This is a genomic window from Thiorhodospira sibirica ATCC 700588, from assembly GCF_000227725.2.
In the GTDB taxonomy this organism is placed as follows: Bacteria; Pseudomonadota; Gammaproteobacteria; order Ectothiorhodospirales; family Ectothiorhodospiraceae; genus Thiorhodospira; species Thiorhodospira sibirica.
Window position 1 is genome coordinate 880,452 of record NZ_MU255056.1, and the last position, 24,012, is coordinate 904,463.

21 protein-coding genes and 1 tRNA gene are annotated in these 24,012 nt (G+C 56.7%); 15 read left to right on the forward strand and 7 right to left on the reverse strand.

The window, feature by feature from the left end:
* Positions 1-25: 25 nt before the first annotated feature.
* Positions 26-1,114, reverse strand: coding sequence for a phytoene/squalene synthase family protein (locus THISIDRAFT_RS04230; RefSeq protein WP_006786861.1), 1,089 nt, complete (start codon positions 1,112-1,114; stop codon positions 26-28).
* The gene (locus THISIDRAFT_RS04235) at positions 1,095-2,624 is read right to left on the reverse strand and encodes a phytoene desaturase (protein ID WP_006786860.1); all 1,530 of its coding nucleotides are present in this window, start codon (positions 2,622-2,624) and stop codon (positions 1,095-1,097) included. The genes THISIDRAFT_RS04230 and THISIDRAFT_RS04235 overlap by 20 nt, the downstream gene beginning before the upstream one ends.
* A gap of 329 nt (positions 2,625-2,953) precedes the next feature.
* Here THISIDRAFT_RS04235 and znuA point away from each other — a divergent pair, with 329 nt between their 5' ends.
* The 3 genes from znuA (at position 2,954) to THISIDRAFT_RS04250 (ending at position 5,281) form a co-directional block, all read left to right on the forward strand.
* Positions 2,954-3,943 carry a zinc ABC transporter substrate-binding protein ZnuA gene (znuA, locus tag THISIDRAFT_RS04240; RefSeq protein WP_006786858.1) on the forward strand — a complete coding sequence of 330 codons (990 nt, stop codon included), beginning with the start codon at positions 2,954-2,956 and terminating at the stop codon, positions 3,941-3,943.
* 167 nt (positions 3,944-4,110) lie between these two features.
* On the forward strand, positions 4,111-4,923 hold the full coding sequence (locus tag THISIDRAFT_RS04245; protein ID WP_006786857.1) for a phosphodiesterase: 813 nt from the start codon (positions 4,111-4,113) through the stop codon (positions 4,921-4,923).
* Between the two features lie 46 nt (positions 4,924-4,969).
* Positions 4,970-5,281, forward strand: coding sequence for a flagellar protein FliT (locus THISIDRAFT_RS04250; RefSeq protein WP_006786856.1), 312 nt, complete (start codon positions 4,970-4,972; stop codon positions 5,279-5,281).
* A 7-nt stretch (positions 5,282-5,288) separates the two neighbouring features.
* Here THISIDRAFT_RS04250 and relA read toward each other — a convergent pair whose 3' ends face one another.
* The 5 genes from relA to gmhB all read right to left on the reverse strand — a co-directional run bounded on the left by relA (position 5,289) and on the right by gmhB (position 11,722).
* Positions 5,289-7,469, reverse strand: a complete 2,181-nt coding sequence (relA, locus tag THISIDRAFT_RS04255) for a GTP diphosphokinase (protein ID WP_006786855.1) — start codon at positions 7,467-7,469, stop codon at positions 5,289-5,291.
* A 25-nt stretch (positions 7,470-7,494) separates the two neighbouring features.
* Positions 7,495-8,709, reverse strand: a complete 1,215-nt coding sequence (gene gspF / locus THISIDRAFT_RS04260; RefSeq protein ID WP_006786854.1) for a type II secretion system inner membrane protein GspF — start codon at positions 8,707-8,709, stop codon at positions 7,495-7,497.
* A 35-nt stretch (positions 8,710-8,744) separates the two neighbouring features.
* Entirely contained in the window at positions 8,745-9,665 is a 921-nt protein-coding gene (gene lpxC / locus THISIDRAFT_RS04265) for a UDP-3-O-acyl-N-acetylglucosamine deacetylase (protein ID WP_006786853.1), read from the reverse strand.
* Between the two features lie 687 nt (positions 9,666-10,352).
* On the reverse strand, positions 10,353-10,979 hold the full coding sequence (locus THISIDRAFT_RS04270) for an L-threonylcarbamoyladenylate synthase (protein WP_006786852.1): 627 nt from the start codon (positions 10,977-10,979) through the stop codon (positions 10,353-10,355).
* Positions 10,980-11,059: 80 nt separating this feature from the next.
* Positions 11,060-11,722: a D-glycero-beta-D-manno-heptose 1,7-bisphosphate 7-phosphatase gene (gene gmhB / locus THISIDRAFT_RS04275; protein WP_006786851.1), complete on the reverse strand. Its 663-nt coding sequence runs from the start codon at positions 11,720-11,722 to the stop codon at positions 11,060-11,062.
* A 110-nt stretch (positions 11,723-11,832) separates the two neighbouring features.
* Between gmhB and THISIDRAFT_RS04280 the strand changes: the two genes are divergently transcribed.
* From THISIDRAFT_RS04280 to THISIDRAFT_RS04335, 12 genes are all read left to right on the forward strand, one after another.
* Positions 11,833-12,888, forward strand: a complete 1,056-nt coding sequence (locus THISIDRAFT_RS04280) for a WD40 repeat domain-containing protein (RefSeq protein ID WP_006786850.1) — start codon at positions 11,833-11,835, stop codon at positions 12,886-12,888.
* Between the two features lie 161 nt (positions 12,889-13,049).
* Complete coding sequence (locus tag THISIDRAFT_RS04285; protein WP_006786849.1) at positions 13,050-13,745, forward strand: 4Fe-4S dicluster domain-containing protein; 696 nt, start codon at positions 13,050-13,052, stop codon at positions 13,743-13,745.
* 194 nt (positions 13,746-13,939) lie between these two features.
* Complete coding sequence (locus tag THISIDRAFT_RS04290; RefSeq protein WP_006786848.1) at positions 13,940-14,293, forward strand: response regulator; 354 nt, start codon at positions 13,940-13,942, stop codon at positions 14,291-14,293.
* A 16-nt stretch (positions 14,294-14,309) separates the two neighbouring features.
* On the forward strand, positions 14,310-16,061 hold the full coding sequence (locus THISIDRAFT_RS04295) for a diguanylate cyclase (RefSeq protein ID WP_006786847.1): 1,752 nt from the start codon (positions 14,310-14,312) through the stop codon (positions 16,059-16,061).
* Between the two features lie 2 nt (positions 16,062-16,063).
* On the forward strand, positions 16,064-16,597 hold the full coding sequence (locus tag THISIDRAFT_RS04300; RefSeq protein ID WP_006786846.1) for a chemotaxis protein CheW: 534 nt from the start codon (positions 16,064-16,066) through the stop codon (positions 16,595-16,597).
* The gene (locus THISIDRAFT_RS04305) at positions 16,584-17,018 is read left to right on the forward strand and encodes a hypothetical protein (RefSeq protein ID WP_040851786.1); all 435 of its coding nucleotides are present in this window, start codon (positions 16,584-16,586) and stop codon (positions 17,016-17,018) included. Before THISIDRAFT_RS04300 ends, THISIDRAFT_RS04305 begins: the two co-directional genes overlap by 14 nt.
* Positions 17,019-17,022: 4 nt before the next feature.
* Positions 17,023-18,855, forward strand: coding sequence for a methyl-accepting chemotaxis protein (locus THISIDRAFT_RS04310; RefSeq protein WP_006786844.1), 1,833 nt, complete (start codon positions 17,023-17,025; stop codon positions 18,853-18,855).
* A 119-nt stretch (positions 18,856-18,974) separates the two neighbouring features.
* A tRNA-Gly gene (locus tag THISIDRAFT_RS04315) sits at positions 18,975-19,048 on the forward strand.
* A 231-nt stretch (positions 19,049-19,279) separates the two neighbouring features.
* Positions 19,280-21,160 carry a SurA N-terminal domain-containing protein gene (locus tag THISIDRAFT_RS04320; protein ID WP_006786843.1) on the forward strand — a complete coding sequence of 627 codons (1,881 nt, stop codon included), beginning with the start codon at positions 19,280-19,282 and terminating at the stop codon, positions 21,158-21,160.
* A 153-nt stretch (positions 21,161-21,313) separates the two neighbouring features.
* Positions 21,314-22,489, forward strand: a complete 1,176-nt coding sequence (gene rnd, locus THISIDRAFT_RS04325) for a ribonuclease D (RefSeq protein ID WP_006786842.1) — start codon at positions 21,314-21,316, stop codon at positions 22,487-22,489.
* A gap of 61 nt (positions 22,490-22,550) precedes the next feature.
* A complete protein-coding gene (locus tag THISIDRAFT_RS04330) occupies positions 22,551-22,916 on the forward strand; it encodes a hypothetical protein (RefSeq protein WP_006786841.1) in 366 nt (121 codons plus the stop codon).
* Complete coding sequence (locus THISIDRAFT_RS04335; RefSeq protein ID WP_006786840.1) at positions 22,916-23,995, forward strand: AI-2E family transporter; 1,080 nt, start codon at positions 22,916-22,918, stop codon at positions 23,993-23,995. The genes THISIDRAFT_RS04330 and THISIDRAFT_RS04335 overlap by 1 nt, the downstream gene beginning before the upstream one ends.
* Positions 23,996-24,012: the final 17 nt, after the last annotated feature.

Sequence of the window (24,012 nt, forward strand, 5' to 3'; positions counted from 1 at the left end):
ACCAAGACCTTACGACCGATTGTTTTCAGGATATCATGCGTTTATTGGCAGAGCTGAGGCGCTTTTCGCGTTTTTCCAGTTGGGAAAACAACTCCAACGTCCAGCCCATCTTGTCATCAAAACTTTTGCGCGGTAAGCCCTTGTAAATCCGTCCCACCGGGTTTTTGGGAATGGGGGCATGGGCTACTGCATCCACCAGATAGCGCGTTTCTTCCAGCGGCGGCAGCGACAGACGCCCTTCAAAGCGCGGTACCGCCGCCAAGACACTGAGAAAGCGCAGCGCCTTGCGTTGCGGCGAGACAATGGCCCGCTGCGAGACGGAATCATAGCCATTACGCGCCACTTCGCGGCCAATCTCGGCATACAGATAGCGGGCGGCATACATCGCCGGGCGGCAACCCAGCGGCAGGCGCGCAATCCCGGCACCGGAACGCTTATACAGCATATCGGCGGTCTGCAGCAGGCGCCTGACCACCCGGCGGATGCTTTCATTAAACACCGGCTCAGCCAGCCACTGTTCCGGGTCAATGCCTTCTTCGCGCAGCCAGGACAGTGGCAAATAAATCCGCCCGGCGCGGGCATCTTCGCCCACATCGCGGGCAATATTGGTCAACTGCATCGCCACGCCCAGATCACAGGCCCGCGCCGCCAGACGCGCATCCCGCACACCCATGAGCATCGCCATCATGGCTCCCACCGTCGCCGCTACCCGCGCCGAGTAATGATACACCCCGGCAAGGTCTTCATAACGTCGCCCCTCGGCATCCCAGGCAAAGCCTTCCAGCAGCGCCTCAGGCAACACCTTCGGAATGGCAAAGCGCTCCACGACCTCGGCAAAGGCACGATCCGCCGGCAAGGGCAATGGATCACCGGCATAGGCACGATCCAGACGCTCCTGCAAGGCTTTCAGCGCGGTCGGACGATCATCGCTAAAATCAATCGCATCATCGGCCACCCGGCAAAAGGCATACAGCGCCGAGGCCGGCTCGCGGATACCGTGCGGCAACATGAACGAGGCCGCATAGAAGGTACGCGACCCTTCACACAGCATCTCATGACAGGCCAGCAGATCAGGACTTAAGTTTTTGGACGTGTTAGACAAATGCAGCAGCATCGGGCACCACCGAATCAAGGACGCGGGCAGAAGAAATGACACCTGGCACACCCGCACCGGGGTGCGTCCCAGCGCCTACGAGATACAGGCCCAAGACATCTTCACTTTTATTGTGTGGGCGAAACCAGGCGCTTTGCAAAAGGGTTGGCTCCAGACTGAAACCCGCGCCTTGAAATGATAACAGGCGATCATGGAAATCCTGCGGCGTAGCCACCCGCGAGGTAATCACCTGCGCCCCCAGATCCGGCAAAATACTCTCACTGAGATACTTCTCAATCGCCTGACGGTAAGGCTCTGCCTGCTGCGCCCAGTCCGTGCCGCTGGCCAGATGCGGTACTGGTGCCAGGGCATAGAAAGTATCACAGCCCGGCGGGGCTAAAGACGGGTCGGTCGCGGTGGGGCGATGCAGATATAAACTGAAATCCTCGGCCAAGACCTTGCGATCAAAAATATCACGCAGCAGCTCTTGATAACGCGGCCCCATCATGATGGTGTGATGCAACACCTCGGGATATTGACGCTGTGTCCCGAAATACCAGACAAACAAGCCATTGGAATAATCCGCCCGCTCCACCTTGCGATCCGTCCAGCGCCGCCGGGTTTCTGCCGGTAACAGATAACGATAGGTCCAGGCGGCATCTGCATTGGAAACCACCACATCAGCGGCCATCTGCTCGCCATTTTTCAGCATCACCCCGACTGCACGCCCGTCTTTGACCAAAATCTGGCTAACCTCGGCCTCGCAGCGCACCGTGTTACCCTGACCCTCAATCAGCGTGACCAGCCCCTTGACCAGACTGCCGGTTCCACCCATGGTGGAATGCACACCCCAACGCCGTTCCAGAAAAGAAATCAGCGCATAAATGGACGTGACTTTCAGCGGATTACCACCGACCAACAGCGGGTGAAAACTTAAGACCTGGCGGATTTTGGGGTGCTTGATGTGTTTGCAAACCAGACTATACACAGAACGGTAACTGCCCAGGCGCACCATCTCCGGCACAATCTTGGCCATATCCGTCCACGAACTAAAGTGTACATGCGCCAAATCCTCAAAGCCGACCTTGAAAATGGCCTCACTTTCCTGCATGAAGCGGTCATAACCGTCCACATCCTCCGGCGAAAAACGCGCAATCTCGGCCTTGACCTGCGCGGCATCGCCGCTGTAATCAAAGGCCTCGCCATCATCAAAGCGGATGCGGTAGAAAGGGGTCATCAATTTAAGCTCGATATCATCGGAAAAATTGCGTCCCCCCAAGCGCCATAACTCCTCCAGCAGAAACGGCGCCGTTACAATGGTCGGCCCCATATCAAAGCGGAAACCGTCCTGATCAAAAACATAGGCCCGCCCACCGGGGGCATCAAGCTTTTCCAATACGGTCACCCGATATCCCCGGGCGCCCAACCGCACAGCGGCGGCCAAACCGCCAAAGCCACTGCCAATCACCACGGCATGTGGCGCGCTATCTTTAGGGGTGACCCGACTTAGGGTGGGTTTTGCTGAACTCAAAGCGAAGATACTCCCAGAAAATAAACATATGAATATGACGATTTGTTATGGCTCACACCAAGGCCATATGATCAAGACAGTATAGCCTGATTTACGCCGAGGTCTAGCTTTGTCCAACAGCCCGCAGCAATTCCAGATTTGCCCGATCACCGCCCTGGCGGTTCACGAGTAAGGCACACAGAACCCACAAATATGGGGCATTCTTCCGGTAGCAAGAAAACCAGTAAGGCGGCGCGTGGGTAGACATTGCGGCCTCGTCAAGAGAGATTTTGCCAAGAGCAAATAAGTTATGTTATAACAAATCAAATCTACACAATGAGGCTAAATTTATGTCTGTCAAACGTATCTGCGTATTTTTGATTCTGTTTGGGTGGCTACCCAGCAGCCTGCTGGCCGCACCCAATGTCGTGGTCAGCATCAATCCGATTCATGCCTTGGTGAGTGGTGTGATGGAGGGTGTCGCCGAACCACTGCGCTTGGTACCACCGGGAACCTCGCCGCACGATTACGCCATGCGCCCCTCGGAGATGCGTGCCCTGCAGGACGCTGATTTAGTGATATGGGTTGGTCCAGAGCTGGAACGCTTTTTACAGCGGCCATTGCACAATCTGCCTGCCCAGGTGCAACGCCTGACACTGCTAAAAGACGCAGAGCTGCGGCTGCTGCCAATGCGTGAAGGGGGAATCTGGGACGCTCATGAGCATGGCCATGATCACGACCATAATCACCGTCATGATCATCACCATCACGGCCATCACCATCATGATGATGATCATCTGGATACGCATATCTGGCTGTCACCCTACAATGCGCAACGCATTGTCGAGGCGGTGAGTACGCAGTTGATAGCGCTTGACCCACACCATGCGGATCAATATCGCCAGAATCGGGATGCACTGCTATCAGGCTTGCAGGCACTGGATACGCGCTTACAGCAGCGCCTTGCTACGGTGAAAGAACGCCCCTTTATTGTGTTTCATGATGCGTATCAATATTTTGAGCAGCATTATGGCCTAACCCCGGCAGGCTCCATTACGGTAGATCCCTCACAGCCTCCCGGTGCCCGCCGCCTGCGTGAAATTCGCACACGGATTCAGCAAGCAGACGCCATCTGCGTATTCAGTGAACCACAATTCCGGCCTGCCTTGGTGAGAACGCTGATCGAAGGCACCTCAGCACGCACCGGAGTCCTCGATCCCCTGGGCATCGACCTGGCGCAAGGTGCGCAAGGCTATATGCAGTTACTCGAACAGCTGGCGGATGCTGTCTATCGCTGCCTGAGTGATACACAAAAGCCACTTGATCCATCCAGCCCCTAGCGCCACAAATCCTCAAAGCCGGTCTCAATAAACCTTTATACCCTTAATGGCTTAGGGTGTTTTGTTGGCGAAATTCATTGGCATCGACTGCTCGTCATCTTTTTTGGATGTAATTTTGCGTATAATGGCGCGGCTTGCATCTCTACAAGAGCGGAGGGTTTGTGCCCATGGATAATATCCTGTCTCGTACTTCATCGGTGCGTCAATCGCCGCTGCGATTGATTCAGATTACTGACCTGCATATCCGTGCCGTGCCTGGCGGTATCCAGGGTTGCGAGGTCAACACGGATGTGGCGTTGGCCCGTGTCCTGGATCAGATTCGTCTGTATGAAAACCCGCTTGATCTTGTGGTGGCGACCGGGGATTTGGTACATGACCCGCAGCCTTCGGCGTATCGGCGCTTGCGCAATATGCTCATGAAGCTGAATCAGCCGGTGTGTTGTCTGCCGGGCAATCATGATGATCCGTATCTGGCTGAGGATATTCTCAAGGGCGGGATGCTCAGTTGTCCCAAGCTGTTGACCCTGGATGACTGGGTGTTGATTTTGCTGGATAGTACGGTCAAAGAGGCGGTGCATGGCTATCTGGACGAAGAAGAGCTGGCCTTGCTCGATGAAACGCTCAGCCGCCATCCGGCGCGCCATGCGCTGATTTTTTTGCATCATCCGGTCTATCCGATCGGCAGTCCCTGGATGGATCGCGTGGGTCTGCACAATGCAGATGCCCTGTTTGCCGTACTTGAGCGCCATGCGCAGGTGCGGGGGGTGGTGTTTGGGCATATTCATCAATGTTTTGAGCGGGTTCACAAAGGCATCCGCCTGTTTGGTTCACCGGCCACCAGTGTGCAGTTTGCGCCCCGCAGCAAGACGTTGATGCTGGATAGCTTGCCACCGGCCTATCGCAGACTTGCCTTGTATCCCGATGGACAGATTGTGAGTGACATCGCCTTTTTGCATGAGGCGGCTCGTAAACGGGCCTGATCTTGCGGGATTAGGTCTGCATATATGCGATTGATTGAGGTTTGTCGTGAAACGTCCCATTGAGACGGCGCAAAAAGCGCTGCAAGCGGCCAAGTCCAAGGATTGGGAGACAGTCAGCCAACTGGATGCCCAGTGTCGCAGCGAGGTTGATCAACTGGTCAAAGAGGCCACCAGCATGGAAATGGCGCAGGAGGCACAGCGATCGCTGGCGCAGATTCATGCGCTATATCAACAGATTACTGAGCTGGCTGAGGCCGATCGTCAGGCGGTTGCCGATGAGCGCAAAAATATCGTGAAGTCACGCTCCGGGGCCTTGAGTTATCTGGAAGCCAAGGTGCGCGGCGAGCAGGAGCATTGAGCGCACCTTAACCGGGCTTGCGGCGGATGGCAGTGACATTGGACAGCGCGCCGATTTTATCCATGACGGCGCTAAGCTGTCCGGTGTCACTGATTTCCAGGGTCAGGTCCATGCTGACACTTTGATCGACGCGGTCGGTGCGAGTAGAGGCGGACAGTACATTGACCTTGTCATTGGCCAGAATTGAGGTGATGTCACGCAACAGGCCCTGACGATCAAAGGCCTCAATGTAGACATTGACGGGGTAGGCATGCGGCTCATCGCCCCAGCTGACTTCTACCAGGCGGCTGCGTTTTTCGCCGGGCATCCGCAGGATGTTGACGCAGTCACGGCGGTGAATGCTGACCCCTTTGCCCCGCGTGATAAAGCCGATGATGCTATCCCCCGGAACCGGACGGCAGCAGCGGGCAATCTGGGTCAAAAGATTACCCACGCCGCGAATATGTATGCCGCTGCTGGCTGCTTTGCCGCTGGATGGGCGCCGTTTATTGCTATGGGCAAGCAAGGCCTGGGCGGGGGTGAGCGGAATCGGTACCTGCAGCGCATGGGCCAGTTGTGCCGGGGTGATCTCACCGGCGCCAATGGCAATCAATAAATCCTCTTTGCGGGCATAGCGATAACGGCGCAGCAGTTCGTCGATATCCGGATGTTCTACCGCCAGGCGCTGGCATTCGCGCTCGAAGATGGCTTTGCCTTCTATAAGATTGCGGTCCTGGTCTTGCTGTTTGAACCAGGAACGGGCCTTGGCGCGGGCGCGCGAGGTGCGCAGATAGCCCATGTGCGGATTGAGCCAGTCACGGCTAGGGCCGCCTTGGCGGGTAGTCAGCACTTCCACGCGCTCGCCGGATTTGAGTTCATAGGTCAGGGTGACGATGCGCCCGTTGATCTTGGCACCGCGACAGCGATGCCCGACCTCGGTATGAATGGCATAGGCAAAATCCAGCGGCGTGGCGCCTTTGGGCAGATCAATCACATCCCCCCGCGGGGTCAGCACAAAGACCCGATCCTGAAACAGCTCGGAGCGGAAGCTGTCGAGCAATTCGTTATCGTCTTCCTTGTTGTCCAGCAGGCGACGCAGTGAGGCAATGGCCCGCGTCAGCGCCTTGTCTTCGGTGCCACCTTCCTTGTAACGCCAATGCGCAGCCACCCCCAGCTCGGCGAATTCATCCATATCGCGGGTGCGAATCTGCACCTCCACCACCTTGGCCTGTGGGCCGATGACGGCGGTATGCAGCGATTGATAGCCATTGTCTTTGGGGTTGGCGATGTAGTCGTCAAATTCACGCGGGATATGCGGCCACAGGCTATGCACAACACCCAAAGCGGTATAGCAGCTGGAAATGCGCTCCACAATCACCCGCACCGCCCGCAGATCATAGACTTCCTCAAAATCCAGCTGCTTTTTTTGCATTTTGCGCCAGATGCTGTAGATATGCTTGGGGCGCCCGCGCACCTCCGCCTGGCTGAGTCCTTCTGCCTGCAGCGCATCGCTTAGGCGCACCATGAAATCGGCAATATAGCGCTCGCGTCCGGTGCGGTTTTCTTCCAGCAGACAGGCCAACCGTCGGTATTCCTCCGGCTCCAGGATGCGAAAGGCCAGATCTTCCATTTCCCATTTCAGCTGGCCGATACCCAGGCGGTTGGCCAACGGGGAAAAAATATCCAGCGTCTCGCGGGCATAGGCCAGGGTGGTGCTGTCTGGATGGGCGGCCAGATTGCGCAGCCGCTGCAGACGATAGGCCAGCTTGATCAGCACGGCGCGCACATCATCGACCATCGCCAAGAGCATCCGCCGCAGCCGTTCGGCCTCCTCGGGCTGGCTGGCGGTTTCGCGGGGGATGCCCTTGAAGGTAATCAGCCAATGGACATTATTCACCAGTCCGGCGACCCGCTCACCAAAATTGCTTTTGATCTCGTTGCTGTCCAATGTCTCTTGCAGGTGGGCATCAATCAGCAACGTGGCGATCAAGGTTTCACGATCCACCCCTAAGACACGCAGAATTTCCGCGACATCCAGACAATGCGGATGGTACAGGCTGGGTTCTTTGTGCTCTAAGGCATAGGTGAGTGCCAGCGAGATCCGCAGATCGGTCTGTTGTGTTTGATTATCCGTGTTGCAAAAGCGCGCCAACAAGGCCTCACGCGGTTCACAAACCAGGGAATGCTTTTGGTATTGGGTATGACGCATAAATGATTTTCGGCTAACCGCAGAATCAGTTAACCAACTGGTTCAACTCAAAAATAGGCAACAAAATCGCCAGCACAATGATCAGCACAATGGCCCCCATGAGTAGAATCAACAGCGGTTCCAGAATCCCCATCAGCATCGCAATGCGGGTTTCCAGCTCACGCTCCTGGTTGATGGCGGCACGCTCCAGCATGGAATCCAGCGCGCCGCTGGACTCACCGCTGCGGATTAAATGCACGGTCATGGGCGGAAACTGCTGACTGCGTTCCAAGGCCGCACCAATGCCCGAGCCTTCGCGCACCCGCCGGGCGGCCTCTTCGACCGCAGCGCGCATCGGCAGATTGGCAATCACCTGCGCAGCAATTCGCAAAGCCTCAAGCACCGCCACCCCACTGGCCGATAAAATCGCCAGGGTACGGGCAAAGCGGGCGGTGTTAATGCCACGGGTCAGCCGACCCAACAAGGGCAGGCGCAACAAAAAAGCATGGGCGGCATATTGAGGGGCGGGGCGGCGCAACAGCCAGGCCCCCAGACTGCCCACAAAAATCACCCCTAGCAACAGCGCCAGGCCATGTTCACGCAGGCCATCACTGAGCGCAATCAGGGTGCGGGTCAGCCACGGCAGTTCCTGCCCGATGCCGGCAAAGACCTGCACGACCTCAGGCACCACATAGGTCAGCAAGGCCATGGTTACGCCCAGGGCCATCAAGGTCAGCAAGGTCGGATAAAACAGCGCCAGCTGAATTTTCTGGCGCATCTGCTGGCGGTTTTCGGCGTAATCGGCGAGACGTTCCAGCACCACATCCAGATGCCCGGATTGCTCGCCAGCGGCCACCGTGGTGCGATAAATATCGGGAAAAACATGGGGAAAATCGGCCAGCCCCTGCGCCAGGCTGTGACCTTCCATAACCTTGGTGCGCACCGCCAGCAAGAGATTACGAATACGAGGTTTTTCACTTTGCCGGGCCACCGTGCCCAGCGATTCTTCTAAAGGCAGCCCGGAACGCACCAAGGTGGCTAACTGCCGGGTCAATAAAGCCAGATCCATGGCATTGATCCCCCGCCGCAGACCGGGACGGCTCAGACGCCGCCGCTCGCGGTTGTGTACTGCCTCAACCGTTAGCGGAATCAGCCCTTTATCGCGCAGCTGCTGACGAATCTGCCGAGGGGTATCGCCCTCACAGACACCGCGTACCTTGGAACCACTGGGTTTTAAGGCGAGGTATTCAAACGCCGGCATAACAGGGGCCTGAAGCGAAGGGCAAAGGAAAGGACCTAATAGGCCGAAACCGGTTGAATGTAGGCAATGGGTGCAGGCTCAGCCCCGCCACGGGTGTCAAAACTGACCAGCTCCCAGGCATCTTCTTGGGCGAGCAAGGTGCGTATCAGTTGATTATTCAGTGCATGGCCGGATTTATAGCCCTGAAAGGCGCCAATCAAGGTATGACCCAGCAGATACAGATCACCGATGGCATCCAGAATCTTGTGCTTGACCAGCTCATCTTCATAACGCAAACCATCTTCGTTAAGAATGCGAAACTCATCCAGCACCACGGCATTGTCCAGACTTCCGCCTAAGGCCAACTGATTTTTGCGCAGGCTCTCGATATCGCGCATAAAACCAAAGGTGCGCGCCCGGCTGACTTCCTTGACAAAAGAGGTGGTGGAAAAATCCAGCTCGGCGCTTTGCGTGCCCCGATGAAACAAGGGATGCTGAAAATCGATGGAAAAGCCCACCTTGAAGCCATTAAACGGCTCCAGACACGCCCATTTATCGCCACTTTCCACTTTCACCCGGCGCTTGATGCGAATAAATTGCTTTGGCGCGTTTTGTTCCACGATGCCTGCCGACTGAATCAGGAAAACAAAGGGACCGGCGCTACCATCCATGATCGGTACCTCCGGCGCGCTGACATCGACATACACATTATCAATGCCCAGCCCGGCAATCGCGGATAACAGATGCTCCACCGTGGAAATGCGCACCCCGTCTTTGATCAATGAGGTGGATAAGCGCGTATCGCCGACATGTTCGGGACAGGCCTTGATGGCCACCGGCGGATCCAGATCAACCCGTCGGAACACAACCCCGGTATTGACCGGCGCAGGGCTTAGACCCAAGTAAATCTTTTCTCCGGTATGTAGACCAACGCCGGTGGCACGGATGGTAATTTTCAGGGTGCGTTGCCGAATCAAAGATCAGTCCTCTTGGTAGGGGCAATGTGTGCGTATATCGGTTCAAAAAATATCAACGATTACAGGCGCGGTTTTGACCGCAGATGAGCGCAAAAAATTCAAGGCCTGGATATCATAAAACAACATATCATTTATGATGTGATATCTATTTAAAAATAGATATCAAGAAAACTTCATCAGGAATTACAAAATGCGGGCAAGCAGGAAGACCCGAACGCAGCGGTTCAATGATTTTCCATGCTGTGTCTGTTAGCCTGCAGTGTTTTGCTGCTCCGCTGTTTTCGGGAAGGTCAGCGTTCAACCCAGGCGTAGGGTAAAGCTCACAAGCTCCACCCCTGGGCAGAGATCCTTGACCAACAGAGAAATGACCGGCTGGAATATACCATAACCCGGATAGTGGCGGCATCTTCCAGATACCGCAGGGCGAATGCAAGAGGCATCCCCAGGTGGCAGCGAGCGAAATAGGACGGCAACCATCGCCACCTTTTGCAAAGAATGAAGCCACCCCACGAATTTCCAAAAACTGGAATGGCTTTAATGAAAAACCCCACGCGCCGACAGAGTCTGCTGATATTTTTACTATTTTGTCTGGGTATTGCTGCGCTGAGTGTCATCAGCCTGCACTATAGCTATCAACCGTTAAGGGGTAATGCCGGGCACTCATTGCGTCATGGCGGCGGATTTGCTTTAGTCCAGTTCCAGCCAGTCTACCTGTCCTTTGCCCTGGCGGATGACGTCGGGAACCTCGCCCACAAGGTCTATCACGGTCGTTGGTTCGACCCCGCATCCCCCGCCGTCAATGATCAGTTCCACTTGCGTCCCCAGACGTTCTTTGAATTCGTAGGGTTCGATCAACGGGAGGTCGTCATGCGGCAATTTCAGGGTGCTGCTGCTGATGGGTTGACCGAGAGCGTCGAGCAGGGCCAGCGTGATCGGGTTGTCGGGAATCCGCAGACCGACAGTTTTGCGCTTGGGGTGTTGCAGGCGGCGCGGAACTTCGTGAGTGGCTTTGAGCAGGAAGGTATATGGCCCAGGGGTGAGGGCTTTAAGCAACCGGTAGGCGCTGTTGGTGACTTTGGCATAGGTCGAGATTTCGGATAAATCACGACATACCAAGGTAAAATGATGGCTGTCGTTGAGCTGGCGCAGGCGGCGGATGCGTTCCATGCCGGCCTTGTTGCCAATGGCGCAGCCCAGGGCGTAGCTGGAGTCGGTGGGGTAGGCAATGATCCCGCCAGCGTTGATGACCTCTACGGCCTGTTGAATCAGGCGGGCCTGTGGGGTGATCGGATGGATTTCAATCAAACGGCTCATGGGTATGCAATCAATCGTAGGGTTTATCGGCAGAACCTGCGGTGTGCCGTGACAGGGTGGCCTGACTGTATTGTTTAGGCCTATGGAACGCCGCTCACCAAAGCGGCATGAAGGAGCTCATCCGCCACAGCAGCCAGATCATCAAAGACGCGGGCGGAGCGCCGAGTTGTACTCGGTTCGTCGGGACACGGATTAAAAACCAGCCGAGTACAACTCGGCGCTCCACCTAGACGCGCTAAGGTCTGCTGGCCTTTGCCGGTGCGTACCAGAATCGGCTGGCAGTGCATGGCGGCCGCACATTGCAGATCCCGCAGGGCATCGCCAACCGCCGCCACGCCGTGCAGATTCACCGCAAAGTGGGCCTGAATCTGCTCAAACAGGCCGGGTAGCGGCTTGCGACAGCGACATCCCGTCTGTGGCCCGTGCGGACAATAAAAAATACCCGCAATCTGGCCGCCCATTGTAGCAATCATTTGTTGCAGCGTGGCATGTATTTCATGCAAGGTATGCAGGGATAGCAGGCCACGGGCCACTCCGGACTGATTGGTGGCAATCACCACGCGAAAGCCGGCCTGTGATAAGCGCACGATGGCCTCAAGGCTTCCAGGGATCGGCACCCATTCGGCCACGGACTTGATATAGGCATCGGAATCATGATTGATCACGCCATCCCGGTCCAAAATCACCAGCCGGGCGGGGTGTGCGGTCAATGCGGGGAGGGGCGTGCGTACAACGGCGGTCATTGCGGTATACTTTTGAGTCTTTGGATAATCCGGTTTTCTTGGCGTACGGTACATGAACGCAATCGCGTCTGGCCGTGCGTTTCACTTTTTACTGAATCTGTGAGGTTTACATGCAGTTTAACACGTCACGGGTATTACACCGCGAAGTCGCCCTGGATACCGTGTATAGCATTGCCCTAAGCCCGGATGCGCGCATCGCGGCAACCGGTAGCTGGGATCATCACGTCAAACTGTGGGACCTGCAAAACGGTGGCCTGCTGCATGACATTCCGGCGCACACGGATCGGGTGTATATCGTTGCCTTCAGTCCCGATGGAACATTGCTGGCCTCGGGTAGCACCGATACCACAGTGCGCATGTGGGATGTCGCCACCGGGCAGGAGCGCTGGTCAGGCAGTGCCCACACCAGCCTGGTTTACGGTGTCAGTTTCAGCCCGGATGGCACCTTGCTGGCCTCGGGCAGCGAAGACGGCAGCATTTGCATTTGGGACGTGGCCACGGGTGAGCGCGTGCATTTTCTCGAAGATGCGCATCCGCAATATATCAAAAGTGTTGCTTTCAGCCCGGACGGTACGCAACTGGCCGCCGGCAGCCGTGATTGCACCGTATCGTTTTGGGATGTGGCCAGCGGCGAGGAAACCGGCTCGCGCATGGGGGTTGATACCAACGGGATTAACGGGATTCTCTACAGCCAGGATGGCGCTGATCTGTTGATCAGCAACGTCGATGGCAGTGTGGGCGTGTGGGATCTCACCAGCCGTAGTCTGAAGCGGGAAATGGTCAAACATACCTACCCCTCCTGGTCAGCCATCTACACCCCGGACAGTCGCTATATCATCTCTGGCAGTGCCGATAAGACCATTATTGTCTGGGACGCGCACAGCGGTCAGCCTTTGCAACAGTTCGAGGCTCATGCCAAAGATGTCTATGGCGTAGCCTTGAGTCAGGATATGCGTTTTTTGATCTCTGGCGGAGCGGATCGTTTTCTGCGCCTGTGGTGTCTGGATGTCGATGAGGCGCAATGGCAGACACTGCAAACGGCCTGGCAGGCCCAGGAGGCCACCGAGCAGGCCCGCTTGCAGGCCAATGCGCAGGCGGACAAAGACAGCACCCAGCACAGCGGCGGCTTGCTGGGCAAGGTGCTGGGATGGTTTAAAAAATCCTGAGTGTCGCCTTGGGCTATGGAACGCCGCGCACCCGAGCGGCATGAAGACGCAAGGCGGCGCACTGACGCACTTCGATCCGTGCTTGGGTTCAGGCGCTGCGCCGCTCAAGTCATGACTTGACCTTCGGCGCCTCGGCGCTGACTGATTGTGAGGATACACCGATGCAACTTGGGCTGGTGATTGATCTGGATACCTGCGTGGGCTGTCATGCCTGTGCGCTGGCCTGTAAACAATGGAACACCTCCGGCGCTACCGGGCCGCTGACCGATGATGCACCCTACGGTGCCGATCCCAGCGGAGTCTGGTTTAACCGCGTGCGTCACTATGAGCTTGATCGCTTCCCGCATAACAAAACCATCAATTTGCCGATGTCGTGTATGCACTGTGAACAGCCCGACTGTGTGCAGGTGTGCCCTACCGGGGCTTCTTACAAGCGTGCCGAGGATGGCATTGTGCTGGTGGATCAAGATAAGTGTATGGGCTGCAATTACTGCGCCTGGGCCTGTCCCTATGGGGCGCGGGAGCTGGATCGGGTCGATGGGGTGATGAAAAAATGCACCCTGTGCATTGACCGCATCTATGACGCCGCCCTGCCAGAGCTGGATCGCCAGCCGGCCTGCGTCATCACCTGTCCGGCCCATGCCCGTCATTATGGTGATCTCAGCGAGCCGGATAGCCTGGTCAGCCGTCTGGTGCGGGAACGCGCCGGGCAAAAGCTGATGCCAGAACTGGGTTATCAGCCCAGCAACACCTACCTGCCGCCGCGCCTGGCGCCAGTCATCCCCATTGACGATGTGCGGGCGCACACACCGATTCAACAGGTCAGCGACTGGACGAACCGGGCGATTGCGCGCTAGGGTGTTGCCCTGCCTGAGCGCGCACTGCGCCTTATTCGGTCAGCGCCTATCCACCGCCATCAGGTATTTATTGGCCTGATGGCCAGATATATCCACCCACACTGACGGAGGAGCGGGACAGGACAGCGTGCCCCGGTATAACACGATGCGGCATGCTGCCCACACCTTGATGAAGCAGGGGCCCGTATACACGAATGAAGATCCTGGTCGTTGATGATGATCCCATTGCGGCGGAAATGATTGCTGCCATTTTAGAAGATGCCGGCCATGTCGTCATACAGGTCGGCAATGGCATGGAAGCCATCGAGGCGATTGAGTCGGCATCTGCCTTTGATCTGATTATTTCGGACATGAATATGCCGTTAATCAGCGGGATAGAGCTATTTCATACCCTGCAAAGTCAGGGTATTGACACCCCCTTTATGTTGTTGACCGGCGATGATCCAACCGCCCTCAAAGACAGCGAGCCGGGCTTGAGTGATTGTCTTAAAAAGGATTTTGATCTGGATGTTACCTTGATACAATCCCTGGAGCGTCTTTTCCTATGATTCTCAGGTATCCGGTGTGAACAGCCCCTCAACCGTACAAAAGTCCCCGTTACTACGCGACAAAGTCAAGCAGTTACGGCGCACCTTCATCGAAGGTCTGCCCAGGACTTTGAGCGAAGCCCGTCAACTGTGTGCGCTGTTGACGCAAGCACCACACGCCACGCCGTCCCAGCCTGCCCGCGAACGCGATGCTTTAAGCGCGGATCTGTTTCGTTTATTTCATGGCATCAAAGGCACCTCGGCCTCGCTGGGCCTGATGCAGATCAGTCAGGAAGGCGGGATTGGCGAGCATCTGGTGCTGGATATCCAGCACTGCTGTGCGGAGGTTTTTGCAGCAACGGACGAGGCCATAGGTAGCAACGTCGAGGCGCTGTTGGCGTGTATTGCGCGCCTGGAGCGCCTGCAGCAGGAGCACGCAGAAGACGAAGATCATGGAGTAACGCGCCTGCCCAGCTTTGAGATTGAGAGCAAAAGCAGCTTTACCAACCAGAACAAAAAAAAGATTTACGTCTGTGACGATGATGAGTGGGACGCCCAGCAGCTCAGCGCACAGCTGGCCTGTTTTGGTTTTTCGGTGAGCGTGTTTACCACGCCTGAGGGGCTGCGGGCGGCGGTGCTGGCGGCGCAACCGGCAGCGGTGATCATGGATATTGTCTTTCCCAATGGGGCCGCCACCGGTACTGAGTTGATTGCCGCCCTGCGTCGGGAAATCCGCACCCCGCCGCCGGTGGTGTTTGTCTCGGCGCGCAATGATTTTGATGCCCGCCTGCGGGCGGTCAAGGCCGGAGGCGAGGCCTATTTTGTCAAGCCGCTTAAAGCCATCGATATTGTTGAAATTCTGGATTCACTAACCGCCAACCGTGAGCCGGAACCTTACCGCATTCTGGTGATTGACGATGAGGCCCAGGCAGCGGCGTACCATAGCTTCATCCTTGAGCAGGTGGGGATGCAAACGCGCATCCTCAACGATACCAGCCTGATCTTGAGCACGCTTGCAGATTTCAAACCCGATCTGGTGTTGATGGATATGTACATGCCGATCTGTTCAGGGCGTGAACTGGCGCAACTGATCCGCCAGGTACCCGAATTTGTCAGCCTGCCGATTGTGTTTTTATCCAGCGAGACCAACAAAAACAAGCAAACCTCGGCGCTGCGCGTCGGCGCTGAAGGCTTTCTGACCAAACCGATCCAGCCCGAGGATCTGGTCAATGCCGTCGCCATTCGCGCCGAACGTACCCGCACCCTGCAAGGATTGATGATCCGCGATGGCCTGACCGGGCTGTTTAATCACTCGTTTATGTCGCAATATCTGGAAACGGCACTGGCCAATACCCGCCGTGACCACAAGCGCCTGTGCTTTGTGATGATCGACGTGGATCTGTTCAAGCTGGTTAATGATACCTATGGCCATGCCGTGGGCGATCAGGTGCTGGTGGCCTTGGCGCGCTTGCTGCAGCAGCGCCTGCGCAATTCCGATACGGTGGGGCGCTATGGCGGCGAGGAATTTGTCGTGATCTTGCAAGATGCCAATGAAGACAGCGCCTTTAGCATCATCGATACCCTGCGCGAGGATTTTTCCAAGATCACCTTTCACGCCGATGAACACGAATTTTCCTGCTCGTTTAGCGCCGGGATTGCCTGTTTTCCGGATTCTTCCAGCAGCGATCAGCTGCGCGAAAACGCGGACCGGGCGCTTTATGAAGCCAAACGCACCGGACGCAACCGGGTTTTAATCGCAGACAATCAAAGCTTTAGACAGCAGGATTAGCCATGGAGACGACTCCCCGTCTTAATGAAATGCTTGCGGCCCATCACCAGGGACGCGCCGATGTGGTGAATGTCGATCTGCCCACGGTGAAGCTGGTGATTTTTTTGCTTGAAGACGACTGGTTCGCCTTTTATGGCGAACAGATCAAGGAAATTCTCGCGCATAGCACGGTCTTTTTCCTGCCCGGCTGCCCGCCCAGCCTTGAAGGCGTGATTAACGTGCGCGGGGATATCGAGTCCGTGCTCAATCTGCGCAGCCTATGGGGCTATCCGCCGACCCCGCAGCCCAAGGCATCACGCATCCTGCTCGCCCAAGGGGAACAGATCCGCAGCGGGATTCGCGTAGATCGTGTGGAAGAAGTCACAGATATCATCGAAAACAGCATCCAGGCCCCGCCGCACGCCGCCCCCGAACACTTGCGCCCGCTGCTTTTAGGGCAATTCAGCATGGGATCACAGGTGGTCAGCCTGCTGGATGTGGATCGTCTGTTTGCCCAAAACCTGGCCACGCCTGAACCCGCACATGGACGCGTATGATGAGCACCAGGACGCACTGCTGTTGTGGGTGGTGCGTTTTCAGGCCGGCACCTTTTCCTGCGCCGTGGAAGCCTGTCATGTGAAGGCATTGCACACCAGCATCCCCGAGAGTCAGCCGATTGAGGCGCTGTTGGGTCTGCCGCCCGCGCCATCCGGCGCCTGCCGACGCACCCTGCTGATCGGCCAGAACACACCGCCTTATGCGCTTGAAGTCAGCGAACCGGTGATACTGGAAAGCCTCTGCGTGCAACAGCTTAGACCTTTGCCCGCCCTGATCACACGGCATACGCAAATCAGGGCGCTCCAGGGACTGGCGCTGGATGAAAGCGCTGCCCCCTGCCTGCTGCTGGATCTTCAGGCCCTGACGCTGCACGATGCTACCCACGATATGCCACCACACCTAAACCAGATAAAGCCCTGAGCTCATGACAGTCACCCAAAACACCCTCGGCGTTCGCATTCTCTCGGTCAAGTCTTTGTTTGTGGCCTTGGCCTTGGCGTGGAGCATCCTTGCCATCATTCTGCTGGCTTCGCTCAGTCAACTCGCACAGACGCAGGCGCAGCTCAACAAGGTCTACGAAAACCGCTATCTGTCCTACCTGTTGGCCAATGAACTGCGCCAAAGCTCCGATGATCTGACCCGCTTTGCCCGCACCTACGTGGTCACCGGCGACCCGCGCTATGAGCAGATGTATCACCAGGTGCTGGCGATTCGCAATGGCACCGCCCCCCGCCCGCAAAACTACGAGCGTATTTACTGGGATTTCGTGGCCGCCGGGATGGAAGTGCCAGACGCCGATGGTCCGATGGTGCCTTTGCAAAGCCTGATGCGTCGTGCCGGTTTTAGCGCTGCCGAATTTGCCAAGTTGCGTGAGGCGGAAAACAACTCCAATGCCTTGGTCAATACCGAAGAGATTGCCATGCATGCCATCAAGGGCTTATACGATGATGGCCAGGGTCGATTTATTGTTGAAGGCAAGCCCAACCCGGAATTTGCACGGCAGTTGTTGCATGATGAAAATTATCATCTCTTTAAGGCGCAGATCATGCAGCCGGTGGATAAGTTTTTTGCCCTGCTGGATGCACGCACTTCAGAGGAGGTAAAAACGGCCCAGGCCTTGACCAGCACCGCCCATCACATCGTCATCGGCATGGTGCTTTTTTCCCTGGTGACGCTGATGGGCTCGCTGTTTTTGGTCTATCGCATGATTCAACGCCAGCTCGGCGGCGAACCCCACTATGCCCAAGAGGTGGTCGAGCAGATTGCACACGGTGATTTTCGCTACCGCATTGTCCTTCAGTCACACCACGAAGGCAGCCTGCTTGCCGCGATGGAACACATGCAAATGCGCTTTGTGCAGATGATCGGGCGGGTGATGGAAAATGCCAACCAGCTCACCATCAGTGCCGAAAAACTCGCCACCACCGCCGGTCTGATGGCGCGCAATACCCACGAACAGCAAAGCGCCAAACAATCCATGGCTGCCGCAGTTGAACAGATGTCCTCATCGGTGGCCGAAATCACCTCCACCATGGAAGAACTGTCCACCTCCTCCACCGAAATTGCGGATCACTCGCGGGCGGTGGTCGATGTTGCCAACCACACCCTGGCCAGCAGCCGCAAAGGCTCTGAGGCCATGCAAGCCCTGCAGCGCAGCATCGAAGACATCAGCGCCGATAATCAGCGCGGCCTGGAAGAAATCACGCAGCTCAGCGCCCAATCCAAACAGATCAGCAAGGTGATGGACTTCATTACCACCGTCGCCGACCAAACCAAACTGATTGCCTTTAATGCCGCGCTGGAAGCCTCCAGTGCAGGCGAGGCGGGTAAGCGGTTTTCCGTGGTGGCGGTGGAAATCCGCCGTCTGGCCGATAGCGTGACCGATTCCACCCGGGAAATCGAAAGCAAGGTACAGGAAATCCAAAGCGCCATCAGCCGCCTCACCATCGCCTCGGAAAAAGGCGTTGCCACCATCAACACCAGCCGCGACATCAGCGAAAATACCGCCCGTATCCTGGATGATCTGGTCCATGCCGCCGGACGCACCAGCAGCGCCGCGCAGCAAATCTCTTTATCCACGCAACAGCAAAAAACCGCGAGCAATCAAGTCGTTGTTGCCCTGCGTGAAATATCCACCGCCAGCAGCCGCAACGCCAACTCGGTCAAACAGATCTCTGATATCAGTGTCGAACTGGTGGCGATGTCCACCACCCTGCGCGAATTGATGCAGCAATTTAAACTGCCCAAACAAAACTAAAAACGCATCACAGACGCCTCATGCGCCTAAAAACCCCGCCGACATCAGGACAACGGCAGATTTGGCATGGCTATACTTGATCTGTGTAGGGGTATGCGCTTATCATGATCGCCTCGTCTGCGGGTGTAGTTCAATGGTAGAACCTCAGCTTCCCAAGCTGATGGCGTGGGTTCGATTCCCATCACCCGCTCCATCCTCGGTATATGTGCTGTCATTTTCGGCTGTTTCTTCCCACCGTATCCCTTCATCGGCGTGATTGGCGCAAGCCTTCGCGAGTATCTGGCAAACAGGATGGCAGGCATTCCACGGCGGTGCTAAAATGGCCTGCATTCAGATAAACCCACGATTTATCAGGCTGCAGACCAAGGCCTGTGCGGTCAACCAACCCCTTCATTCACCACATCGCGTGTAGATCCAGAGCATCATGCTGCAAAAAATCAGAGATAAAGCCACTGGCTGGTTTGCCTATATCATCATCATCCTGATCGCCATTCCCTTTGCCCTGTGGGGCTTAAATGAGTATTTCGGCGGGGCGGGGTCGTTGGTGGCGGCCGAGATCAATGGCACGGAAATCCCGGTACGGGCCTATCAACAGGAGTTTCAGCAACAACGGCGCCAGCTGGCGGAGATGTTTGGCGGGCGGATTCCGGCGGGGCTGATTGATGATCAGCAGTTGCGGGATAATGCCTTGCAAACCCTGATCCGCCGCGAGTTACTGGCACAGCTTGCGCAGGAGCGCGGCTATGGGGTCAGTCCGCGTCTGGTGGCTGAGGAAATCCGCGCCATGGAGTTTTTCCATGAAAACGGTCAGTTTGACAGCGCCCGTTATCAGCGGGTGTTGGCCGAGCAGCGTCTGAACAAGGCACAGTTTGAGGCGGATGTGCGTTATTCGCTGCTGCTTTTGCAGGTTGAGCAATCCTTGGGTTATGCCGCCTTTTTAACCTCGGCAGATTTGCAAGAATATGCGCGCTTGCGTGAGCAGACGCGACGGGTGAGTTATCACACCATTGCGGCAGCGCAGTTTGCCCAACAGGTGCAGATTGATGAGGCTGACATCGAGCGCCATTATCAGCAGCATGGGCAGCGGTTTTTGCGCCCCGAGCGGCTGCGTCTGGCCTATCTGATGCTAGCCCCGCAAGACCTGGAGGCACATAGCGAGGTCACTGAAGAGGATTTGCGCCGCTATTACGAGCAGCATACTGACCGCTTCGCCAGTCCCGAGGAGCGGCGTATCCGCCATATCGTGCTCAGTGCCCAGGCTGACGATGCGCAGGCGCAGATTCAGGCCGTCCGCGCCCGGATTGAGGCGGGTGAATCCTTTGCCGAGGTGGCGCAGGCCGTGTCACAAGACCCGGTGTCTGCGTCTCGCGGCGGTGATCTGGGCTTTTTAGCGCGGGGCGATATGGACCCGGCCCTGGATGTGGTGTCGTTTACCCTGCCCCAAGGGGTCATCAGCCAGCCGGTGCAAATTGGCAATACCTGGCAGTTGATTGAGGTCACAGAAATTCGTGCGCCGCAACGTGAGCCGCTGGAAGCCGTGCGCGATGAGATCATGACCGATCTGCGTTCGCGTCAGGTGGAAAGCCGGTATATTGAGCTGACCGAGCGGCTGTTAACGGAAAGCTTTGAGCAGCCCTTGAGCCTGGAACCGGCCGCTGATGCCACGGGGCTGGAGATTGCCTATACCGACTGGATGACGGCCCAGGGTGGTGAGGATGAATTGGCGACATATCCCGAGATTCGCCGGGCGGCCTTTAGTGCTGAGGTTTTGCAATACCAGCGCAACAGCGATCTGATTGATTTGCCTGATGGGCGCTCGGTGGTGCTGCGCGTGCATGAACATCAGCCCAGTGCGCCCAGACCACTGGCGGAGGTGCAAGACGAGATTCGCGCCCAACTGGCCGATGAAAAAATGAGCGCGCTGGCCCAACAGGCCGCAGATGAGGTTTTACAGGCCATCCGCGCCAGTACGCCCGTCAGCGAAGCCTTTGCCACGGTGCCCGGAGATGCGGTGTATAGCATCAATATGCGCCGCGATACCCCTGACATTGCCAGCACACTCAAGCAGCGCATCTTTAGCTTGCCGCACCCTGAGACTGAACCACAAAGCGATGTGGTCACGCTGAATAATGGAGATGCGGTGGTGCTGGTGCTTGAGCAGGTCGAAGACGGACAGGTAGACAGTGCTGCGCTGGCGCGTTATCGCAACCAGCTGCAAAATGTGTACGCCAATCTGGAGGCTGAGGCGGTGCTCGAAAGCCTGGAACAACGCGCAAAAATCCAGATTTACCGTGAAAATCTCTGATTTTTGCCTGCAATGCCTTCCGTATCCCGCACTGACATGGAGAGGATGGTGCGGGATACGCCCTGTCAATCCCTAAACACCCAGACGTAGCCGCGATACACGCCAGCGCTTCGATGCGCCTGCCAACCGACAACCCAGGAATCCACGCCATTTATGGAACATGCTGAATTGATTGACAGCGCCGAGGCGCTTGAGGCCCTGTGCGCCCATCTGCAACAGCAACGCTGGTTTGCCCTGGACACCGAATTCGTCCGCGAAAAGACCTACTACCCCAAACTGTGTCTGATTCAGGTGGCAACCGCGCAACAGGTGGCCTGCATTGATCCCCTGCATATCAGCGATTTATCGCCGTTTCTGGCCTGTCTGCATAATCCTGCCATCACCAAGGTCTTGCATGCGGCAAGCCAGGATTTAGAGCTGTTTTATTGCCTGGATGGCCGGGTTCCGGCACCCATTTTTGATACCCAGCTGGCCGGGGCCTTGCTCGGCTATGGCGATCAAGCGGGGTATGCCAAACTGGTGAGCGCGATGTTAGGGGTTGAGCTGGACAAGGATATGACCCGTACTGATTGGTCACAGCGTCCCCTGAGCGCGGCGCAACTGCGCTATGCCGAAGATGATGTGCGCTATCTGGCGCAGCTGTATCCCTTAATGCATACACAGCTGAGTGAAACCCGGCGTCTGGAGTGGCTGGCCAGTGATTTTGCGGCACTCTCCGAGGCACGCCACTATGAATCACAACCGGCGAAGGCCTGGAAGCGCATCAAGGGGCATCAAACCCTGCGCGGCCCACAACTGGCGGTGCTGGCCAGCCTGGCCAGCTGGCGGGAAAGCGAGGCGATGCGCGCCAACCGCCCCCGGCGCTGGATCATTGCCGATGATCCTTTGCTGGACATGGCGCGCCAGCAGCCCAACACCGCTGAAAAACTGGCGCGCATCCGGGGAGTGAATGAAGGCAGCCTGCGCCGCTATGAAGGGGCTTTGTTAAATGCCATTGCCCAGGGCAAACAACTCCCCCAGGAACAATGGCCGCAGCTTAGCCTGCGCACTCGCCTGGAACCCCCGCAAGAGGCCCTGGTAGAGGTGGCGATGGGCTTGCTCAAACATCAGGCACATCTGCATCAAATCAGCCCGCTGGCCATTGGCGGTCGTCATGAGCTGGAACTGATGATACAAGGCGAGACAGAGACTGCGCTGGATCAAGGCTGGCGGGCGCGCCTGGTCGGCGGTGTGATTCGTCAATGGCTGGCCGGAGAGCTCAGCCTGCAGGTCAGTCAGGACGCACTGATACTGCAACCGCTGGCGCAGCAGACGATCCAAAAGGCTTAAGCCATTTTCTTAACCCCGCGACCCGATTATCTTAATCGCATGTTACCGCAGGATTTTGCTCATGCCTTTGTTACCCACGCGCCGCGCATCTCAGCGCGAACTCATTAAAATCCATAACAGTCTGAGCGTCGAACAACAGCAAACGCTGTTAAGCTTTGCAAAATTTTTGAGCACTCAGCCGCCAGAACCGGTCAAACGCATCATCCCGGCGCCGCAAGCTATCCCGCGACCGGCGGAGGAATCGGTGGTACAGGCGATGAAACGCCTCTCGGCCACCTATTTCATGCTCGACAAGGCCCCCCTGCTTAACGAGACCTCGGCCCTGATGGCCCAACACCTGATTCAGGGACGCGACCGGGTTGAGGTCATCGACGAACTGGAGGTCATTTTTAAAACCCACTATCAGCGTTTAGTTGAGGACGCTTAATGGTTCGCCTGTTACGTAATTGGTATGAGCGCCACTTCACTGACCCGCAGGTCGTGATTCTGGCCTTGTTGCTAATCTTTGGTTTTACCGTGATCATCTTTGCCGGCAAGATTCTTGCTCCTTTGCTGGCGGCGCTGATCATCGCCTATCTGTTGGAAGACCCGGTACAACGGCTGCAACGCTTTCGTGTGCCGCGCCTGGTGGCGGTGCTGGTGGTGTTTTTGCTCTTTTTCACCATCTCGGTAATGGCGCTGGTATTGCTCTTGCCGCTGATCACCCAGCAGATCACCCAGCTGGTGCGCGAATTACCGCTGATGATTGCCCAGGGGCAACAGGTCTTGCTGCAACTGCCGGAACATTACCCGCAGTTTTTCTCCGAGGAACAGGTGCGTGAGCTGATGGGGGCGATTCGTGCCGAGGCGGCCTTGCTGGGGCAGCGGGTGGTGTCACTCTCGCTGTCTTCGGTGGTGCATATCGTCAGCTTTATCGTCTATATCATCATCGTCCCGTTGATGGTGTTTTTCCTGCTCAAGGACAAAGAGTCCATCCTCGCCTGGATGCTTAGCTTTATGCCCAAAGACCGCCTGCTGGCCGATCAGGTATGGGCCGAGGTGAATATGAAAATCGGCAGCTATGTGCGCGGCAAATTCATTGAAATCCTCATTGTTTGGGCGGTCACCTTCATCACCTTTGCCTTCTTTGGGCTGAATTACGCCATGTTGCTGTCCTTTCTGGTCGGTATCTCGGTGATTATTCCCTACATTGGCGCGGCGGTGGTTACGCTGCCAGTGGCATTGGTGGCCTATTTTCAATGGGGCATCGGCAGTGAATTTGTCTATCTGCTGGTTGCCTATGCGGTGATTCAATTCCTCGATGGCAACGTGCTTGTGCCACTCTTGTTTTCCGAGGTCGTCAACCTGCATCCGGTGGCGATTCTCGCGGCGGTGATTGTATTTGGCGGAATCTGGGGATTATGGGGCGTCTTTTTCGCAATCCCCTTGGCGACCCTGATTCAGGCGGTGATCCGCTCCTGGCCGCGTGAGGACAAACTGCGCGATGGGTACAGCAAGTCAGCATAAATCCGCTATCGACGATG

Coding starts and splice junctions, on each gene's coding strand:
- THISIDRAFT_RS04230 (WP_006786861.1), bottom strand. CDS start 1,114: ATGCTGCTGCATTTGTCTAACACGTCCAAAAACTTAAGTCCTGATCTG.
- znuA (WP_006786858.1), top strand. CDS start 2,954: ATGTCTGTCAAACGTATCTGCGTATTTTTGATTCTGTTTGGGTGGCTA.
- THISIDRAFT_RS04245 (WP_006786857.1), top strand. CDS start 4,111: ATGGATAATATCCTGTCTCGTACTTCATCGGTGCGTCAATCGCCGCTG.
- relA (WP_006786855.1), bottom strand. CDS start 7,469: ATGCGTCATACCCAATACCAAAAGCATTCCCTGGTTTGTGAACCGCGT.
- gspF (WP_006786854.1), bottom strand. CDS start 8,709: ATGCCGGCGTTTGAATACCTCGCCTTAAAACCCAGTGGTTCCAAGGTA.
- THISIDRAFT_RS04270 (WP_006786852.1), bottom strand. CDS start 10,979: ATGAGCCGTTTGATTGAAATCCATCCGATCACCCCACAGGCCCGCCTG.
- gmhB (WP_006786851.1), bottom strand. CDS start 11,722: ATGACCGCCGTTGTACGCACGCCCCTCCCCGCATTGACCGCACACCCC.
- THISIDRAFT_RS04280 (WP_006786850.1), top strand. CDS start 11,833: ATGCAGTTTAACACGTCACGGGTATTACACCGCGAAGTCGCCCTGGAT.
- THISIDRAFT_RS04285 (WP_006786849.1), top strand. CDS start 13,050: ATGCAACTTGGGCTGGTGATTGATCTGGATACCTGCGTGGGCTGTCAT.
- THISIDRAFT_RS04290 (WP_006786848.1), top strand. CDS start 13,940: ATGAAGATCCTGGTCGTTGATGATGATCCCATTGCGGCGGAAATGATT.
- THISIDRAFT_RS04300 (WP_006786846.1), top strand. CDS start 16,064: ATGGAGACGACTCCCCGTCTTAATGAAATGCTTGCGGCCCATCACCAG.
- THISIDRAFT_RS04305 (WP_040851786.1), top strand. CDS start 16,584: ATGGACGCGTATGATGAGCACCAGGACGCACTGCTGTTGTGGGTGGTG.
- THISIDRAFT_RS04310 (WP_006786844.1), top strand. CDS start 17,023: ATGACAGTCACCCAAAACACCCTCGGCGTTCGCATTCTCTCGGTCAAG.
- THISIDRAFT_RS04320 (WP_006786843.1), top strand. CDS start 19,280: ATGCTGCAAAAAATCAGAGATAAAGCCACTGGCTGGTTTGCCTATATC.
- rnd (WP_006786842.1), top strand. CDS start 21,314: ATGGAACATGCTGAATTGATTGACAGCGCCGAGGCGCTTGAGGCCCTG.
- THISIDRAFT_RS04330 (WP_006786841.1), top strand. CDS start 22,551: ATGCCTTTGTTACCCACGCGCCGCGCATCTCAGCGCGAACTCATTAAA.
- THISIDRAFT_RS04335 (WP_006786840.1), top strand. CDS start 22,916: ATGGTTCGCCTGTTACGTAATTGGTATGAGCGCCACTTCACTGACCCG.